Origin of the sequence: Pectobacterium punjabense (genome assembly GCF_012427845.1) — a bacterium.
In the GTDB taxonomy this organism is placed as follows: domain Bacteria; phylum Pseudomonadota; class Gammaproteobacteria; order Enterobacterales; family Enterobacteriaceae; genus Pectobacterium; species Pectobacterium punjabense.
Genome location: NZ_CP038498.1, coordinates 1,674,033 through 1,692,439, shown reverse-complemented (window position 1 = coordinate 1,692,439; position 18,407 = coordinate 1,674,033). Strand labels below are relative to the sequence as shown.

General features: G+C 52.2%; 14 protein-coding genes. 4 read left to right on the top strand and 10 right to left on the bottom strand.

The features are described from left to right. The first annotated feature begins 401 nt into the window (after positions 1-401). Positions 402-1,742 (top strand): anaerobic C4-dicarboxylate transporter, encoded by a 1,341-nt coding sequence (locus E2566_RS07520; RefSeq protein WP_107170303.1) that lies wholly within the window; start codon positions 402-404, stop codon positions 1,740-1,742. Between the two features lie 230 nt (positions 1,743-1,972). Continuing rightward, complete coding sequence (locus E2566_RS07515) at positions 1,973-3,076, top strand: iron-containing alcohol dehydrogenase family protein (RefSeq protein ID WP_107170304.1); 1,104 nt, start codon at positions 1,973-1,975, stop codon at positions 3,074-3,076. A 78-nt stretch (positions 3,077-3,154) separates the two neighbouring features. Here E2566_RS07515 and gltP read toward each other — a convergent pair whose 3' ends face one another. Together gltP and cbl are read right to left on the bottom strand one after the other, a co-directional pair. Beyond that, complete coding sequence (gene gltP, locus E2566_RS07510) at positions 3,155-4,471, bottom strand: glutamate/aspartate:proton symporter GltP (protein ID WP_107170305.1); 1,317 nt, start codon at positions 4,469-4,471, stop codon at positions 3,155-3,157. 423 nt (positions 4,472-4,894) lie between these two features. After that, on the bottom strand, positions 4,895-5,848 hold the full coding sequence (gene cbl / locus E2566_RS07505; protein WP_107170306.1) for an HTH-type transcriptional regulator Cbl: 954 nt from the start codon (positions 5,846-5,848) through the stop codon (positions 4,895-4,897). 486 nt (positions 5,849-6,334) lie between these two features. Between cbl and E2566_RS07500 the strand changes: the two genes are divergently transcribed. Beyond that, the gene (locus tag E2566_RS07500) at positions 6,335-7,168 is read left to right on the top strand and encodes an AraC family transcriptional regulator (RefSeq protein WP_107169944.1); all 834 of its coding nucleotides are present in this window, start codon (positions 6,335-6,337) and stop codon (positions 7,166-7,168) included. 96 nt (positions 7,169-7,264) lie between these two features. Further along, positions 7,265-8,242: a DMT family transporter gene (locus tag E2566_RS07495; protein WP_107169943.1), complete on the top strand. Its 978-nt coding sequence runs from the start codon at positions 7,265-7,267 to the stop codon at positions 8,240-8,242. A gap of 32 nt (positions 8,243-8,274) precedes the next feature. Here the strand turns inward: E2566_RS07495 and E2566_RS07490 are convergent, their stop codons facing one another. The 8 genes from E2566_RS07490 to E2566_RS07455 form a co-directional block, all read right to left on the bottom strand. Continuing rightward, entirely contained in the window at positions 8,275-8,772 is a 498-nt protein-coding gene (locus E2566_RS07490; RefSeq protein ID WP_107169942.1) for a TlpA family protein disulfide reductase, read from the bottom strand. Then, complete coding sequence (locus E2566_RS07485) at positions 8,759-9,475, bottom strand: ABC transporter ATP-binding protein (RefSeq protein WP_107169941.1); 717 nt, start codon at positions 9,473-9,475, stop codon at positions 8,759-8,761. Before E2566_RS07485 ends, E2566_RS07490 begins: the two co-directional genes overlap by 14 nt. Before the next feature lie 4 nt (positions 9,476-9,479). Next, on the bottom strand, positions 9,480-10,619 hold the full coding sequence (locus E2566_RS07480; RefSeq protein WP_165800657.1) for an FtsX-like permease family protein: 1,140 nt from the start codon (positions 10,617-10,619) through the stop codon (positions 9,480-9,482). Continuing rightward, positions 10,609-11,898 carry an ABC transporter permease gene (locus E2566_RS07475; RefSeq protein WP_107169940.1) on the bottom strand — a complete coding sequence of 430 codons (1,290 nt, stop codon included), beginning with the start codon at positions 11,896-11,898 and terminating at the stop codon, positions 10,609-10,611. The genes E2566_RS07480 and E2566_RS07475 overlap by 11 nt, the downstream gene beginning before the upstream one ends. Before the next feature lie 2 nt (positions 11,899-11,900). Then, positions 11,901-13,298, bottom strand: a complete 1,398-nt coding sequence (locus E2566_RS07470; protein ID WP_107169939.1) for a Fe-S-containing protein — start codon at positions 13,296-13,298, stop codon at positions 11,901-11,903. Positions 13,299-13,475: 177 nt separating this feature from the next. Beyond that, a complete protein-coding gene (locus E2566_RS07465; protein ID WP_107169938.1) occupies positions 13,476-14,003 on the bottom strand; it encodes an iron transporter in 528 nt (175 codons plus the stop codon). A gap of 124 nt (positions 14,004-14,127) precedes the next feature. Continuing rightward, positions 14,128-16,032, bottom strand: a complete 1,905-nt coding sequence (locus E2566_RS07460; RefSeq protein WP_107169937.1) for an FTR1 family iron permease — start codon at positions 16,030-16,032, stop codon at positions 14,128-14,130. A 549-nt stretch (positions 16,033-16,581) separates the two neighbouring features. Then, entirely contained in the window at positions 16,582-18,261 is a 1,680-nt protein-coding gene (locus E2566_RS07455) for a methyl-accepting chemotaxis protein (protein ID WP_107169936.1), read from the bottom strand. Positions 18,262-18,407 lie beyond the last annotated feature (146 nt).

The following is an 18,407-nucleotide window of genomic DNA, read 5'->3' as shown; positions in this document are numbered from 1 at the left end:
AATACCCCATTAGAGGTAGATTGATTGACATTAAAGTATGATTTTTTTGTGGTGTTCGTTAACGAAAATAAAAAATAAAACGACACAAACCACAACAAAATAAGAACATGAATTTAATTACTATTAAAAACACCCCACCAATCATTAACAACCGCGCCAACGAACGCTCATCAGAATCATTAATAAATTAAAATTACACTTAAAAAACTAAAGAAACCAGAAAGACATGATTATTGCGAGCGAGATCTTTTATTTTCAGGAAATAGGACAAAGATAAAAATTAATAGATTTAGATCAAGAAAACAAATAACAACACGTCCATATAGTACCCACAGTAAAAACTCACTTATTTTAATTCTAACTAATCAGTTCATCTTATAAAATACTGCAATGGGGCTACTATGGATTTCATCATTCAATTAGTCATTGTCCTTATCTGCCTTTTTTACGGGGCAAGAAAAGGCGGGATCGCGCTGGGTTTATTAGGCGGGGTCGGACTCGTTATTCTGGTCTTTATTTTTAAACTGCAACCGGGTAAACCGCCCGTTGACGTCATGCTGGTTATCATTGCCGTGGTGGCCGCATCGGCAACGCTTCAGGCATCGGGCGGGCTGGATGTGATGCTGCAACTCGCGGAGCGTATGCTGAGACGTAACCCGAAATACGTTTCGATTATCGCGCCGTTTGTCACCTGTATTCTGACGATCCTGTGTGGTACGGGCCACGTGGTGTATACCATTCTGCCAATTATTTATGATGTCGCCATCAAGAATAATATTCGTCCTGAAAGGCCAATGGCTGCCAGTTCAATCGGCGCACAGATGGGGATTATTGCCAGCCCGGTTTCCGTTGCCGTCGTTTCACTGGTTGCCATGCTGGCTAATTTCACCTTCCAGGGTAAGCATCTGGGATTCCTCGACCTGCTGTCAATCACCATCCCTTCTACCCTGTTGGGTATTCTGGCGATAGGGATTTTCAGCTGGTTCCGCGGGAAAGATCTCGACAAAGATGCCGATTTCCAGAAATTCATCGCCGACCCGGAAAACAAACAGTATGTGTATGGCGATACCGCCACGCTGCTGGACAGAAAACTGCCGCGCAGCAACTGGGTTGCCATGTGGATTTTTCTGGCAACTATCGGTGCAGTAGCAATTCTAGGGGCGGTTGAAGAGCTGCGTCCGGTTTTCGCAGGTAAGCCGCTGTCGATGGTGCTGGTCATTCAGATGTTTATGCTGCTCTCCGGCGCAATCATCATTATCGCCACTAAAACCAATCCGTCATCGATCTCGAAAAACGAAGTGTTCCGCTCAGGGATGATTGCCATCGTCGCGGTATATGGTATCGCCTGGATGGCAGAAACCATGTTCGGTGCACATCTGGAACAGATCAAATCCACGCTTGGCTCGTTGGTGAAGGTCTATCCTTGGGCTTACGCTATTATCCTGCTGATCGTGTCCAAATTCGTTAACTCACAGGCAGCGGCACTGGCTGCGATTGTCCCTGTTGCGCTGGCTATCGGGGTTGACCCGGCGTATATCGTGGCGTCAGCACCTGCCTGCTACGGTTACTATATTCTGCCGACCTATCCAAGCGATCTGGCTGCTATCCAGTTTGACCGTTCTGGCACCACCAAAATCGGCCGTTTCGTTATCAACCACAGCTTCATTCTTCCTGGTTTGATCGGTGTGAGCACCTCTTGCGTCTTTGGCTGGGTGTTCGCCGCAATGTACGGCTTCCTGTAATTCCGTTCTCTACCCCTAAAAGCCGTCCAGCAATGGGCGGCTTTTCATCGCTTACTCTCCTCCCTCCGGCCATCAAAAAGATCGCGGTGAAACGCCGGGGAATGCAGCGCTAAATACTCTTCTGGTTATGCAGAATCTACCCATTCATAGCCAGAATTATTCTTTTGCAGCGTTCGATATCACTGTTACAACTGATTGGTCTTTTCCTACAGAGATGAGAGATCGCGAACATGATTGCAATACAAGCGCCACAAACCTATCTGAATCGTGATGGCGTCATTCGTTCTGTCGGCGAATACGCCGCTCCCTATGCGAGCACAGTGTTGGTTATTACCAGCCCGCAGGCATGGAAAACAACGTCGGATGCCGTCGAGCACAGTCTCAATGAGCATGGCCTCCGGTATCAGGTTGAATTTTTGTCGGGTGATTGCACCAAACCCGCGATAGAAGTGCTAACCACACAGGCGCGTGCACTCGGCGCGGAACTGATTTTAGGTATTGGCGGCGGGCGCGTGCTGGATGCCGCGAAAGCCGTTGGCGACATACTGGGACAGATCCCCGTCATCACCGTACCCACCATTGCCGCTACCTGCGCCGCCTGGTCGCCGATCAGCGTGATTTACAGCGACAGTGGCGCACACAATGGCTCCTTCCCACTGACTCGGTTGCCAATATGGGTGCTGGTAGATAGCGAAATTATCGCCCATAGCCCCTCACGTTACCTCAAAGCTGGTATCGTGGATGCGCTGGCAACGTGGTACGAATTTCAGTCTTATTTACGTCGCGGTGATGATGGGCTGGCGTTGGCGCTCAAAGCGCAGGCGGCACGACTGGCCGTGGAGACGTTTAACGCGTATGGCGAGCAGGCCATTGCAGATAATGAGCAAGGTGTGGTCACACCAGCACTACGCCGCGTGATCGACGCCGTTATCGCGCTGGCTGGCATCGCGAACAGCATGAAAGATGAGGTGCCGCGTATTGGCGTCGCGCATGCTATTCACAACAGCATGACGCGTCTGCCGGAATTACATGACTGGCTACATGGGGAAAAAGTAGGTTTTGGGCTGGCTGCACAGGCTTTTCTGGAACACGATAACGCCGCTGACCGCGAAGAACTGTTTGCGCAACTGCGCCGCTATGGTAGCCCGATAACGCTAAGCGCCCTCGGTTTGAACGAACGCCCGCAGTTAGTTGAAAGCCTCGCGCAAAACGTAAAGATCGCGCCAAAAATTGCCGCACGTCTGCCTTTCGCAACGGATGCTGAACGTATTCAGCAGGCACTATGGCGCACACAAACGCTGGAAGAGAATACAATCAACAGCCATGCGGCATAGTGAGCATCAGCATGCATTCAACATGGAAACGGGCGCCTCGAATCATCGATGCGCCCGTTTCTCTTTTTCTTTCCTGAATTATCCCTGCTGAGCCGGCTGCGTACTTATCCCTTTAAGTTCACGCTCATAGGCCTGCGCTTTCTTTTCGTCGAACTGGTGTTCCCACTTGGCAATCACCAGCACCGCCAGCGCATTTCCTACCACGTTCAGCGCAGTTCTCGCCATATCGAGAATGCGGTCAACACCCGCAATAAATGCCAGACCTTCCAGCGGAATGCCAACGCTACCCAGCGTGGCGAGCAGTACGACAAACGACACACCCGGTACACCAGCAATACCTTTGGAAGTTAGCATCAGCGTCAATACCAGCACGATTTCCTGCCCAATCGACAGGTCGATACCGTACAGCTGTGCGATGAAAATAGCTGCAATACTCTGGTACAGCGTCGAACCATCGAGGTTAAAGGAGTAGCCCGTCGGCACTACGAAGCTGGTTATCGATTTTGGCGCGCCATAGGCTTCCATTTTTTCGATGATACGTGGCAGCACGGTTTCAGAGCTGGCGGTGGAATAGGCGAGGATCAGCTCATCTTTCAAAATACGAATCAACACGGTGATACGCAGCTTACACAACCGTGCCACCGCGCCGAGCACCACCAGCCCGAAGAAGAATATCGCCGCATAAACCAGCATCACCAGCTTAGCCAGTGGCCACAGCGAAGCGAAACCGAAGTTGGCCACGGTGACGGAAATCAGCGCAAACACCCCAACCGGCGCGTAACGCATGATCATATGCGTCACTTTAAACATCGTTTCCGATACACCACGAAAGACGTTCAGCAGTGGATCACGATGTTCTTTAGGCAACGAAGACAAGCCCAAACCAAATAGCACCGAGAAGAAGATGATCGGCAACATGTCACCGCGCGCCATCGCCGCGAAGATATTCGGCGGAATCAGCGACAGTATCGTGCCAACCAGACTATGTGAACCACTCTGCACCTGTTCCGTTGTCTTTTGATACTGCGAGATATCAACGGCAGTCAGCGTCGACATATCAATGCCATGACCCGGTTGGAAGATGTTAGCCAGCGTGATGCCCAGAATAATCGCCACTGTCGTGATGATTTCAAAATAGAGGATAGTTTTGAAGCCGATGCGCCCAAGTTTTTTGGCATCCCCTACGCCTGCAATCCCGACGATCAGGGTTGCGATAACAATGGGGACAACAATCATTTTAATCAGGCGGATAAAGATATCGCCCGCAGGGCTGAGAATATTGCTGATGAGCCACTGGCGACTTTCCTGCTGTTCATGCAGCACGGCACCGAGTGCAATACCAAGAACCAACGCAATAAGGATTTGCCAGGCAAGGCTGATTTTTTGTGTTTTCATCGTCATTTTCCGTTTTAAACTCCCCGCCATCACAAACATGGCGCTAGCGCGACTCCGGCGCAATACGAACCGAAAAAATCAACGTGGAGGTGATTGACTAGTAAGAATATCTGATTGGTTGCTATCGTTATTTTTCTACTGCGACACAAAAATCGTTAACATAATTATTCAATAAAAATGCACAACTATTTGTATCACTTAACAAAAACAAACATATAAGTTATTGTTATGATAGGAATGCTACTATTCCACCACGATCATATCAAGCAGATTATCGTCACGATAAACCATATTTATGCTGAATCGAGAACAGAAAAAGGCGGGTGTCGCGTGGCAAGAAATAGCGACGATGCAGAAAGAAAAACGTCCGCCCAGCCAGAAAAAATGCTGGCTAGGCATCAGGTTAGGAAACGGTGTCGCGACTCAGATTTGGTAGTCAATCACCGCTTCATCGTTATCCGAGAAGACCTTGTCCTTAATGTCATCCAGCGACAGCTCTGTATTACACAGCTGAATAAATTTCCAGGCATAGTTACGCTGTAACTGACCTTTTTTTAGCCCCAGCCAGACCGTGTTGGCCTCAAACAAATGCTCGGCATTTAACCGTACCAAGCCTTTGTCACGCACGGCGTCGTATGACATATCGGCCAGAATCCCGACGCCAAGTCCCAGCTCAACATAGGTTTTAATCACATCCGAATCCTGCGCACTCAGCGTAATATCCGGCGACATTCCCACCGCCTGAAATGCACGATCCAAGCGCGAACGCCCCGTAATCCCCTGACGATAGGTAATCAGTGGTTCTGCATTGAGCATTTCCAGCGTAATAACCGGCTCCTGTGTCAGCGGATGGTGCTCTGGCACAATCACCGAGTGGTGCCAGCGGTAGTAGGAGAACGCCGCCAGTGAGGGATCGTTAATCAATTGTTCGCTGGCAATGCCGATATCAGCTTCGCCGGAATGGAGCATCGCCACGATTTCATCCGGCGTGCCCTGATTCAGCACCAGACGCACCTGTGGATACAAAGAGCGGAAGGCTTTAATCACCGGCGGCAGGCTGTAACGCGCCTGCGTATGCGTGGTCGCGATCACCAGTTGCCCGGTGTCGTTATTGGTGAAGACATTCGCCAACCGACGAATGTTGCTAGCGTCATTCAGAATGCGCTCCGCCACCACCAGTAGCTCTTTCCCCGGTTCAGTCATCCCTAACAGGCGCTTACCGCGACGGATAAAAATTTCAATCCCCAGCTCTTCTTCCAGCTCGCGGATATGGCGACTCACGCCGGATTGAGAGGTAAACAGCGTATTCGCTACCTCGGTCAGGTTGTAGTTGCACCGTGCTGATTCACGAATAATCTTCAGTTGCTGAAAGTTCACCTTTCACTCCCTTGTTCTTTATTACAGATAGCAACATTGATCCAAGGAATGAGAGGCAGAACAAATAAGCAAATGGAGTTGATTATATTTTTTTATACTAACGGTATGTCTGCCGATATAGATTATCTAACAAGGAATAGACATAAATAGTAAAATCAAAATGTTAGATAAAATCAGTTTTATATCTCACACAGCGTCAATCAACCATTTCGCTATGATTTATGCTTTTCTGATCTATTTATCTCGGTGCTTTTATTCCCTTTTTCCAGTATTTCTGCTCAGGCTAAATAGGACGCACGACTTCAAGCTGACGCGCTACACCCCAAATAATTCGAGTTTCAGGAAGGCGGCAAGAGAGGGAATCCCGATGAGCTTACACAAGTAAGTGATTCGGGTGACTGAACGTAGCCAACGCACATGCAACTTGAAGTATTACGGGTATATCACTGCTATGATAACGGGCAGAATCAGAGACAAGGTGGCAGCATGCAGGGCGTACCAGAACACTTTACCGATGAAAGAGACTATGCCCAGTTTCGGCACTTGCCGACGCTGCCCGGCATAGAGCTTTATCACGCGCATATCTGCCGCTATGCCTTTGAGCCACACACGCATGAGGCGTTTGGCATCGGTACCATCGACGACGGTGCAGAGCGATTCCGCTACCGCGGTGCCAAACATATTGCGCCTGTCGATTCGTTAGTCTTGATGAACCCCGATGAACTGCATACCGGGGAGTCCGCCACGGAAGACGGCTGGCGCTATCGCATGATCTACATTCCGCCCGATGTGCTGGAGAGCGTCTCCGGCGAGAAAGGCTGGTGGTTTACCGACGTCGTGCGCCACGATCCGGCGACCGCACGTCAACTGGCAATGACGCTGGCTGCGCTATGGCAGACGACCGACCCATTAGCAAGCGAAAGCCTGCTGCTGTCGCTGATTGCGCTTTTCCGCCCCCATGCGCGTATTGCACAACGTCAAATTGTTGAACCGTTCCATCGCTTTGACATAGTGAAAGCCTATCTGCGAGAGAATTTCGCCCACACCATTACCTTAAAAGAGTTAGCGGCACTGGTTTCCCTCAGCCCGTACCACTTCCTGCGCCAGTTCAAAGCTCAGTTTCACGTGACGCCGCACCAGATGCTGATGGCAATTCGGCTGTATGAGGCCAAGCAGATGCTGACACGCGGTATGGCGGCCTCCCATGTCGCCGTCGCCGTTGGGCTGGCCGATCAGGCGCATCTGACCCGCACTTTTGCTCAGCGCTATGGCGTCACACCTATTCGCTATCAAAAGCAGGTTTATCCGATTCAACGCTAGTTCCCTTCTGATAATAAACAGCAATATCCTACAATAATTCGTCGCCAACTCTCCCTAGACTGGCGCGATGAAATATTGTGAACAAACAGGTTTATTATGCTGATTGGTGTTTTATTTGCGCTTGCCGCCGGGCTGATGTGGGGACTGATTTTCGTTGGCCCCTTGATCGTACCGGACTACTCTGCTGCCTTGCAGTCCACTGGGCGCTATCTGGCTTTTGGGCTGATTGCCCTGCCGCTAGCCTGGCTCGATCGCCGTCGCCTGCGCAAGCTAACCCGCAGCGATTGGTTGGAAGCCACAAAGCTCACGGTTATTGGCAACCTGCTGTACTACTTTCTGCTTGCCAGCGCGATCCAACGCACGGGGGCACCAATATCGACGATGATTATTGGCACGCTGCCCGTCGTGATTTCCGTCACCGCGAATGTCCTGTACAGCAAACATGACGGTCGCGTGGCTTGGCGTCGGTTGCTACCCTCGCTGCTGCTGATTGCTTCCGGGCTTGTCTGCGTGAACATCGCGGAGCTAAAGGGAACTGAGATCGCCTTCGATTTCTGGCGTTACGCCAGCGGTATTGCAATGGCGTTTTGCGCCGTCATTTGCTGGACCTGGTATCCGCTGCGTAACGCCCGCTGGTTGCGCGACCACAAAAACCATACGCCGCTTACCTGGGCCACCGCACAAGGTCTGGTCACGCTACCGCTGGCGCTATTGGGTTATATTCTGGTGTGTGGTCATCTGGCGCTGACGGATGCGTCGTTTGCGCAACCGTTCGGCCCACGGCCTGAGGTTTTCATTTCACTCATGCTGGCCATTGGGCTGTTGTGTTCATGGATCGGCACGCTATTTTGGAACGAGGCGAGCCAACGTCTGCCGACGGTGTTGGTCGGACCGTTGATTGTATTTGAAACGCTGGCGGGGCTGGCCTATGCCTTTATGATTCGGCAATCCTTGCCGCCGCTGTTGACGCTCTGCGGCATCGCCTGCCTGATTATCGGTGTAATCTACGCCATGCGAGTGAAACCAGAACCTGTCGTGGTAGAAGTCACGGTTCCGGTTTCACGGACAGAGTGATCGGTCAGTGAAGAAATAAGGCAAGTCGTCCGTTATGTCCGGCTTGCCAGCTTCTGAAACAGTTCGGTCAGTTGCGCTTCATCTCTTGCGCCCTGATGCTGATCGGTCACCTTACCGTTGGCATCAATGATAAATGAGGTCGGCGTACCGCTGACCTGATAGCGCTCTTTGGTAATACCCAACTGATCGCGTACCACCGGATACGTCACGTTATGGTGTGCCAGCATCGAGGTGATATCTACACCGTCAGGATCGGTGTTCACTGCCACAACAACCACTTTATCACCGAACTCCTTGCTCAGCTTTTCCAGCGCCCCCATTTCAATCATGCAACCACCACAGCCCGACGACCAGAAATTCAGATAGACACTTTTCCCCTGCCAGCGCGACAGATCCACCTGCTGCCCCGCGAGATCGTAGGCTGCCAACGCAGGTGCCTGTGCCCCGACGCTAACCTGTTCTTCCTTGCAGCCGCTCAGCGCCACTGCCCCCAGTAGACAGAGTGCGGTAATTCCGTTACGCCATTTCATGATGATTCACCTCTTCACCGAAATACTTACCGTGTTGCAGGCGGATAATGCGATCGGCAAACCGCCCCAATTCAGGATTGTGCGTCACCATCACGATGGTGCGCCCCTGCCGATGCAGATCTTTCAGCAGATCCAGCACCCGTCGTTCGTTCTCTTCGTCCAGATTTCCCGTCGGTTCATCGGCAAAAATCACCGGAGGTTCATTCACCAGCGCGCGGGCGATGCAGACACGCTGCTGCTCCCCCCCGGAAAGCTGGCTCGGTAAGTGATCAACGCGATGCGCCAGCCCAACCTGCTCAAGTACGCGCTGCGCCGCGGCTTCATCCACCACGCTGTGGTAATGCTGCGCCAGCATCACATTCTCCAACGCGGTCAAAAACGGGATCAGGTGGAACTGCTGGAATACCAGCCCAATTTTATCGGCACGGAACTGTCGCCGCCCTTCCTCGTCCAGCCCAGCAGCATCAATGCCATCCAACAGCACCTGCCCTTCGCTTACCGTATCCAGACAGGTGAGAATGTTCATCAACGTGGTTTTACCGGAACCAGACGCGCCCATGATGGCGACAAACTCGCCGCGTGCGATGCGGATATTAATATCTTCCAGCGCGGTAACCTGACCAAAGCGTTTATAGAGCTGGCGAGTTTCAATCACCGCCTCCGCTGCCTGCGTCTTTTCCTGCACGTTTACTTCTACAGACATCGACCTACTCTCCTTTCAAAACTTTGGCCGGTTCGACATAAATCGCCCGCCGAGTGGGAACGACAGCGGCAACCGCCGCCACCAGCAAAGACAGCCCCAGCGTGAGCGGAAACACGGGCAAGCGCAGCGAAATGGTCGCGTTGAATACCGCCATACCTAGCACCTGTGCCAACAAGAACCCCAGCAGCGAACCACACACCACGGCCGCCAGCGCGATGATGCCAGTTTCTGCCAGCATCTGCCGAATAATGTCCCGCCCACTCGCGCCCAGTGCTTTCTGTAACGCAAATTCGCGCGCGCGCTCGCCGACAATCGCCATCAGCGTGGTGTTCACACACAGTGAAGACAAGACGAGGATCACCGCCGATACCAACCCCATCAGCCCTTTGATTTTATTCAGCACCTGACCTTCCGACGCCGACACTTTCAGAATCGGGCGGATCTCCAGTTGCGGATACTGTTGTTGAAGCTGTGCAGCGAAACGATCGACCTGTCCCAGATCGTTGCTGACGCTCAGCAACGCATTACTGATCGCGCCTTCTTTATCTAGCCACTTTTGCGCCAGATCCAGATTCACGATCAGCATGTTGTCCGTTGCATCGCCGGATTCCACGATGCCTTTAATCTGCAAGCGCTGCTTCCCGCCGTCACCCACCAGCGTGATGCTGTCGCCGACTTTAACGTTTAACCGTTCCGCCAGCTTCACCCCGATCATGGCATTACGATCGTCGAAGCTGACGCCAATCCAGTTACCCGTAACCTGCCAGTACGGTGCCAACTGACGCAGCGATTCGAACCACACGCCCATCAGCACCACTTTTTCCAGCTCCGTACGCGCCATGCCATACAGATAAGGGCTGGACGCATTGATTAACCCCGCAGGTGCATTATCGATAATTGGCTGAAACGTGCTTTGTGGAAGTGAATTCCCGCGCGCCGGACCGATGTAAAAATTTGCCCCAAAGGTACGCAGTTCCTGGCTCATCTTGGCGTTGATATCAAAATAGACGGCGGACATCGCTGTCACAATCGCCGCCCCTACCGTCAGAGCAGCAAACACGACGCTAACGCGCTGCATACGGAGCCGCAACGCACGGAACACCAGACGCCAGAACATACTGTTCATCCAGCTATTAGCGCCCATACAGCACCTCCACCGGATACAGTTTGGCAATTTTTCGTGCTGGGAACCACGTTCCGATGATGGCAATCAGCATCGAGATCACCAGTACGCAGGGGATGACGATCCACGCGAAACTCAACGGTACACCGAACAGCATCAGGCCAATCGCTTTTGCCAGCCCCCAGCCTGCGACACAGCCTGCGATACCGCCCGCCAGGCCGCTCAGCGCCGCTTCGAGATAAAACAGCAGCATGATCTGCCACTGGCGCGCACCCAGTGCTTTCATCAGCCCGATTTCTTTGGCACGCTCCATGATGGTGCTGGTCATCAGTGAGGCGATCCCCATCGCAGAAGCCACCAGCGCCGCGAAGGTCACCACCGCCAATAGCAGTTGAATCTTGTCGATCACCACGCCTTCCGACGCAGCCACCTGCCAGATGGGGCGCACAACCGAACCGGAAATCGCCTCTTCCAACTGGTGCGCAATCGAAGAGACATACGCAGTGCAGTACCAGAGGTCATATTCTTCGGCGTTGAGCGCTTCCAGATTTTCACGCGCCCGCCGCGACAGCTCATTTTCTGGCACGGTTAACGCTGACACGCGAATAGCCTGGATTTTACCGGCTAGCCCAAGTAGCGACTGCACCGTTGCCAGCGGCATCACCAGCCGACCTTCTTCATCACCGCCGCTGCTCAGAATGCCGCTAATGTCTACCGTCACGTCGCCTTTCGAGCCGTGCAGCGCGAGTTTATCCCCCACTTTCCAGCCCATTTGCGTCGCCAGCTGTTTTCCCACCAGTGCCTGCGCTACATTTTCTGTCGTCACCGGTTCCTGGGGCCACTGCCCTGCCACCTGCCAGTAAGGACTAACGGTTATTTGTCCCGTGCGATAGTCCTCCTCATCCGGCACCGCGACCGGCTGAGAAAAGAAGGTGCCCAGTACGGCAACGGGCTGACCATTGATCTCGACATCACCGCTCAACAGCGGCGCGAAACCGACAATATTATTGCGCCAGAAGATGTCTTTGATATTCGGCAGCTCGGCTTCATCTAGAAAATCCTGTCCTTCCAGCGGATTACTGCGCTCGCCAAACAGCGCGGGCATCGCCGCCTGACCTGCGGGCTCAATCAAAATATTCGCGCCGTAGGACTTCAACTCACGCGCCATTTTATCGCCGATATCGATGGATACCGCCAGCAGCGCGGAGATCAACCCGGCCGCCAAAAACACGGTCAGTACGGCCAGCGATTTGCGCCGAATATTTCTGCGCCAGGACTGGCGTAACAGTCGCCACAGCATGATTATTCCTCCTCCGCGGGTTCGCCAGCCGCCGCTTTAGCCGTGGCAAATTTCGCGGGACTTTCGCGGAAGCGGTTATAGTTCGCTTCTGACGAGAAGAAGTACGTTTTACCGCCGTAGCGATATTTATGCTCTGCGTTCACGTTGGTCAGCTTGGAACCATCGACCGGATCGATCACTTCCATCGACACCACCGTCGAGAAGTAGTTAGTACCCGCTGCCAGTGAAGCGCGTCCAATCACCAGTTCGTTATCGTCGTTGCTCCATCCTTCAATCGGCACCGGATTGCAGCCACCCGCTTTCCCGATGGAAGGAATGAAAATATGCACCCCGCAGGCGACACAAATCACCTGATTGCCTTCCATCACGTAGCCCTGATCGCCGCACAGCAGACAGGCATCAAACACCACGCCCAGACGCAGACGATCGGGATAGCGGTTAATGATGAAAAAGCGCACGGCCTTACCATCATCGGCAATCCACACAAAGCGATGCAGTTTGCCATCACGTACCTGTTCAATCGGAATATGTACTTTGCCATCGGCCGCCAGCGTCACCGGCTGTGCTTCAGACAAGCGAGGCGGCTGCGACGCGACCTTGTCCCAGTAAAGCTGAACGAAAACGACAACCAGCAGCGCTGCTACCGTCGCCAGCAGCGTGCGGCGTACATTGCGATAGCCTGCCGTCACTTTTCGTTTTTCAATCGCCTCATGCGTAACCAGCACCTGACGACGCGCATGCAACAGCGGCCAAACCAGCCCCACAGCCAATACCGCCATGCATAGCGCACTGAGATAGTTTAATAAATACGCGCTGTTGGTGACGTGCGCCACATAGCTAAGGCGCGGTTTGGTTAGCCCGATCGTCTGCAATTTCATTAGCAACAGCAGCAGGTTACCGCTTATCGGCAACAACAGAAGTGCGACCAGCAACGCCAGCAGCGGCCAACGCAGTAAACGAATGCGACGTACAATCATGCCGCACAGCGCGGCACAAAATACCAGCCAGCCAAACGCCAGTACCACGGCACTGAAATTCAGCAGCAGATCGGTATTCACCACATGGGTGGTGGTCAATGCAGTCAGATTGGGATCGCGGCCCCACTGCACCGCCGCGCCTGCCACTAGCAACGCCTGCCACAAATAGCCGAGACGCGGATGGGAAAAACACTGACAGGCAAGAAACAGGATCAAGGCAAGCGCCTGAAACGCCGTAAACCCAAGCAGAAACGCTTGCCCGTTAGGAAAATGAACGCCAATAAACGTACCGGCACACAGCGCCAGCAGCGTGATCCAGCCCAACTGCCCGATCGTCGGCGTGGAACGATGACTCCAACTTAGCCCCAGTAATAGTGCAATCGGCAGGAAGGATTGGAGTGTCGTGATAAAGAAATAACTCATAGGCTCGTCACACTTCACGTTACATGTGCGTTGACTGCGTTTTGCAGGTGTATCAGTTGGGCATGATGTGTGGTGACATCAGCACGCTGACCGAAAAATCACCGTCTCAGTGGGCAGCAATAGCAAACCCACAGAGACGTAAATATGACCGCGACAGCACGTCGCGGACAGCAGACCTTATTCTAAGCCGACGTATTTGAAGTCAAAGCTGACATCAAACGGTTTCCACCAGCGGCCAACACCCGTTTCACCGTCAGTGTGACGGTGCATACCCGCTTTTGATGGCGGATCGATGTGGTAAGTCACTTTGTAGTTACCCACGCCCATCATTTTGATGTTCGCACCGTAGTGTGGGCCATCGCTGGCAACCATCGGCATAAAGGTCCCTTCCTGTTTCGCACCGGTATCGGTGTTAGTCAGGGTGTACGCGATGGTCAGGAACGGCATCCACTCACCGGCACCGAAGCCGTTTTTGTTGCCTTCAGCAGCGTGAATATCGGCCTCCAGATGGATGTCCGCTTTCGCAGCTGGCAGCCCCATCCCGCGCGGTTCCATGTCGATAGGTTGCAGATAAACGGCAGCAATTTCCATTTCGTTGATGGAAACCGGCTCACCCGCTGGATATTCTTTAAACGCCAGCGCGGCAGGCGCAGTGAAAATACCGGCAATAACGGCACCTGCAATCAGACTTTTTTGCATATTCATCAAACCCATCCTCATCATCTCAGTCGTCTCCCCTACGCTTATGTCGCTAGGCGATTGGGGTTGTTATGGTTATGTTCTGCTCTTATTGCTTTCAGTATTACAGTCACATCAGAGTAATTATTTATCAGACGGCGGACGCTCTGCGTCGCATCACCCACAGAGCGATCAACGCTGCGGCAACCAGCACACCCTGTGGTATTAACGTTTCCACATAAGGATAAATACCCAGCCAGCTGATTTCCGGCACGCGAGTCAGCAACGTCGGTTCAAACAGTTTGCCCTCGATCAGTTCCAACACACCTTTTCCTGCAAACACAAACGCCATCAGATACATAAAGCAGCCGGTAAACATGAAGAACGGCTTAAGCGGTAATTTGACGATGGTGTAGCGCATCACGACGTAAGCGATCAGCAGGATCACACAGCCGATGGCAAACCCAGCCAGAATGGAGAGATGCCCCGCCATATTGTTGGCATCACCCACCAAGGCGTAGTAGAACAGCACGGTTTCCGCCCCTTCGCGGTACACCGCCAGAAAGCTGGTTAGCCACAGGCCGATCATGGAACCGCTGCTTAGCGAATGGGACAGTTTGCCTTCCAGATAAGCCTTCCAGTGCCGCGCCTCTACTTTGGACAACAGCCAGTAGCTCATGAAGAACAGCATCACCACCGCGATCAGCATCGTAATGCCTTCCAGCAGCTCACGGCTGGCACCGGAATTGGTGAACACAAGTTGGAAAATGACGGCGGTAATCACGCTACACAGCAGCGCAACGTAAACCGACTGGCGAATCAGCGGCAGTTTGTCTTGCTGATTGTTTTTCACCAGATAGGCTACGATCGCTGCCACAATGAGCAGGGCTTCCAGTCCTTCACGCACAATAATCAGCAGGCTGTATATCAACAGACTCCAGTGCGTTTCACCGCCGTCGCCCAACATGGTGACGGCCTTCGCCAGTTCCTGCTGCAACGCGTCGGCCTGCCCTTGCAATTGCTCCACAGGCTGCCTGGCGTTCATCATGCTCACCAGACGGGTGAAATATCCTTCCAGCGTAGATTTGAACGCCGCATCACGAGAACCCACCTTGTTCTCCATGCCAGTGGCTTCAAATAGATCGAAGTAGGTGTCCTGCACCGCCATGATGGCAGGTTTGATCTGGCCCTCACGGTATTGTGCAATTGCGGCGGTAATCGCCTGATTGATATCGTCGGAGACCTTCGCCCAGTTAGCATCCGGCACGGCACCGGTATCGGCGTTCGCAGCAGGTGTGGCTGTCGCCTGCTGGCTGTCGCGTGTTGTCGGTAATCCCGGCAAGACATCTTCGATGTCCTGTAACAGCGTGGTGACCCGATAAGCAACGTCTGTCAGTTGATCGGGCTGGCTGGCTAGCGTAATCAGTGCGGAGAATTGTTGATTAATAGAAGCGGCCTGCTGTGCCGAGCGATTCTGTCTGACCGACATCTCCATCTCAGAATTTTTAAAACCCTGATAATGAGCCTGTTGTACGCTCTGGCTAGCCTTTTTGTAATCGCCAGCCTGGTACTCCGTTACGGCCTGCGCGAGCTGGTCATCGATGATTTTAAAACTCTGCTGCCAGTACGGCGCGATTTCGGCATTGTCATAAGCACCGTGCTGCTCCTGCGCGACCAACTTGTGCCCTTCAGACAGCACCGGCAGAACGGCATCCAGTTCGCCTTTTAGCCATGAGATTTTTGCCTGCACCTCGGCCTGCGGCTTTCCTTCGCCAATCATGCGGCGAATTTCACCGAAGGTCGCTTCTAACTGATAGCTTTTTTGCGCGGAAATATTGATGCGGATAGGGCCTTCGAGGTTTTCAAATACCTCAAAATAGGCCATCTGAACTTCAGTGCGGGCGTCATCCGGCTTTTGCTGCTCATAGAGCTGAGCCGTTTTATCCAGCCTGGTTTCAATATCGTGAATGAATGAGGCGTAATCGGTCGCGGCAAGTGCCACTGAACAACTAAACAGCCAACACAGCAACAGAAGCGTTTTTTGCCAGATAGACATAAGCGAGTGATGAATCACAAATGATATTTATTCTTATTATCACTTTGAAGTCAGCATCTGTCTTGATTTACGTCACGAAAACATGAGCAATGAGAGATTTAGTATGTAACTAAAAGTTACATAGATTATTTTTCGCCCAAAAAATCCCGTCCTTTCTAATCCATAGGGTAAATACGGTTTTTTTTGATCGCAAAAACGGCAAAATAACCACTTAAACCGACATGGATCATTAAGCAAAAATCATACCATTAATTAATCTCAGCAACTAAAAACCTAGAGACACCCGTCTTAATATGATATTTCTTTACGTTACCATAGTCAGATTTACAGAAAAATTCCGTTTTACCGCGATAATCCAAGATGTTACACACGTTGACGTTAACCCTTTTCATTCACCTTTTTAGGCGAGTACCAAATAGCCTTTAGACGGAAAGCAAGGCAGCCGGGCAGACTCCTTTCCGCCGGCTCATCCCAGTCTTATTGACTGATTATCTCAAACTCACCGCATACTTGCGTTCCACAACTGCCACACGTTAACCCCATTGCGGATCAGAATTTTTCCCATCCCTCGCCGTGGCGACCCTGTACCGACAACAGCGGTGTGGCGCTCTGCCCGATAGCCCGATGAGCGGGTGCGGACAACGCCGGGCGCGAAAAGGCAGGTTGCCGATCGCTGTCCGAATCCAAACTGAACACATCCACAACGGCAGACAGCTCGCTGGTTTGTTCATCCAACCGTGCAGCGGCCTCTGCCGATTGTGTCACCAACAACGCATTCTGCTGTGTGACGCTATCCATTTCATGCACCGCCTGGCTAATTTGCGTAATACCGCGTGTTTGTTCATCCGTTGCCGCCGCAATTTCACCAATCAGATCGTTCACATGCGCGATGGAAGCGATAATGGCCGTCATCGCCTCACCAGATTGCCTCACTTGCCCAGCGCCGGTTTTAACCCGCGAAACGGATTCCGCAATCAGTGCCTCAATCTCTTTTGCAGCTTGCGCACTGCGCTGCGCCAGCGTACGCACTTCTCCCGCTACCACAGCAAACCCTCGTCCTTGCTCCCCCGCTCGCGCCGCTTCAACTGCCGCATTCAGTGCCAAGATATTGGTCTGGAATGCAATGCTGTTAATGACAGAAGTAATATCGGAAATTTGCCGCGAACTGGCGCTAATACCATCCATCGTCGCCATCACGTTGGTACTGATATTTCCGCCTTTTTGCGCCATGTCAGCCGCATCCTGCGCCAGCTTACGCACTTGATGCACATGGTCGGTCGTTTGCCGTATCGTTGAGCTAATTTCTTCCATGCTTGCGGCCGTCTGCTGCAATGCCGCCGCCTGCTCTTCTGTGCGACTAGAGAGATTATCATTGCCATCCTTAATGCTGGATGTCCCACTGTTGATTTCCGATGTGCTTTGCCGGATGACGGTTACCGTATCGCGCAAACTTTTCTGCAATTTTTTGATATCGGGGATCAACCTTCCCGCACAGTTTCGACCGAACTCAACCAGTTCGCATCCCAACCGACCCGCCGTTAGCTGCGCCAAATGGGATTTAAGCACTGAAATCGGGATAACCAGATAGTTCCTCAAGTAATATTCGGTGAAAATCAACACAATGAGGCCAATAACCATCACGGCAATAAGCGCATTACGGTTTTGGGTATTGTGCTCATTCACGCTTGGAATCAACGACGAGGCGGTAATGCCGTCAGAATAGCGCTTGATATCTTCACCAAACGTCAGACTAATCGGTGGGTAAATGGAGCGGAATATCTCTCGAAATCCTTCGTAATCATTACGCTGTAGCGCCGCATTCATCGGGTCGATCGCGGTAGCAATCAGGGTAGTCCATGTTTTATTTACCGCATCCACCGTCGCTGACTCAACGCCAACATGCTCCGCGGCCTGGAACTTCTCCAGCGAATCCTTGGTGTTTTTCAGCGCAACCTGTGCCATTTCCAACGTCTTTCTGGCGTTTTCTGGCTCGTTACGCTGCAAATAATCCATCGTTCTTTCCATGCGAGTGACGGCCCGAAAATATTGATCGGTTCCATAGACCAGATGGGAATAGGTTTTTCGCTGAGTTTCACTTTTATCAAGCAAATTGGTGACCTGATAAAGCGAGTAAAGACTGAATCCTGATGCTACTCCCCACGCCACTAGCAGGGAAGCCACTATGAGCAGCACCATTATTTTTATGCTGACATTTCTTAGAAATTCCATAATGCACTCCGCGACGTTAACAAACATTTCCCGCCCACACACGCTGTCGGAAAAGTATTTACTTTTTTGCTCATGACGGTGCCGTCCGTCGTATCACGCCCTTTATCCCGCGCGATCTGACAGACGTTCTGGAATTCCCTGATTCA

Bases quoted from the DNA above. Each gene is read 5' to 3' on its own strand.
- E2566_RS07520 (WP_107170303.1), top strand. From the start codon at position 402: ATGGATTTCATCATTCAATTAGTCATTGTCCTTATCTGCCTTTTTTAC.
- E2566_RS07515 (WP_107170304.1), top strand. From the start codon at position 1,973: ATGATTGCAATACAAGCGCCACAAACCTATCTGAATCGTGATGGCGTC.
- gltP (WP_107170305.1), bottom strand. From the start codon at position 4,471: ATGAAAACACAAAAAATCAGCCTTGCCTGGCAAATCCTTATTGCGTTG.
- E2566_RS07500 (WP_107169944.1), top strand. From the start codon at position 6,335: ATGCAGGGCGTACCAGAACACTTTACCGATGAAAGAGACTATGCCCAG.
- E2566_RS07495 (WP_107169943.1), top strand. From the start codon at position 7,265: ATGCTGATTGGTGTTTTATTTGCGCTTGCCGCCGGGCTGATGTGGGGA.
- E2566_RS07490 (WP_107169942.1), bottom strand. From the start codon at position 8,772: ATGAAATGGCGTAACGGAATTACCGCACTCTGTCTACTGGGGGCAGTG.
- E2566_RS07485 (WP_107169941.1), bottom strand. From the start codon at position 9,475: ATGTCTGTAGAAGTAAACGTGCAGGAAAAGACGCAGGCAGCGGAGGCG.
- E2566_RS07480 (WP_165800657.1), bottom strand. From the start codon at position 10,619: ATGGGCGCTAATAGCTGGATGAACAGTATGTTCTGGCGTCTGGTGTTC.
- E2566_RS07475 (WP_107169940.1), bottom strand. From the start codon at position 11,898: ATGCTGTGGCGACTGTTACGCCAGTCCTGGCGCAGAAATATTCGGCGC.
- E2566_RS07470 (WP_107169939.1), bottom strand. From the start codon at position 13,298: ATGAGTTATTTCTTTATCACGACACTCCAATCCTTCCTGCCGATTGCA.
- E2566_RS07465 (WP_107169938.1), bottom strand. From the start codon at position 14,003: ATGAATATGCAAAAAAGTCTGATTGCAGGTGCCGTTATTGCCGGTATT.
- E2566_RS07460 (WP_107169937.1), bottom strand. From the start codon at position 16,032: ATGTCTATCTGGCAAAAAACGCTTCTGTTGCTGTGTTGGCTGTTTAGT.
- E2566_RS07455 (WP_107169936.1), bottom strand. From the start codon at position 18,261: ATGGAATTTCTAAGAAATGTCAGCATAAAAATAATGGTGCTGCTCATA.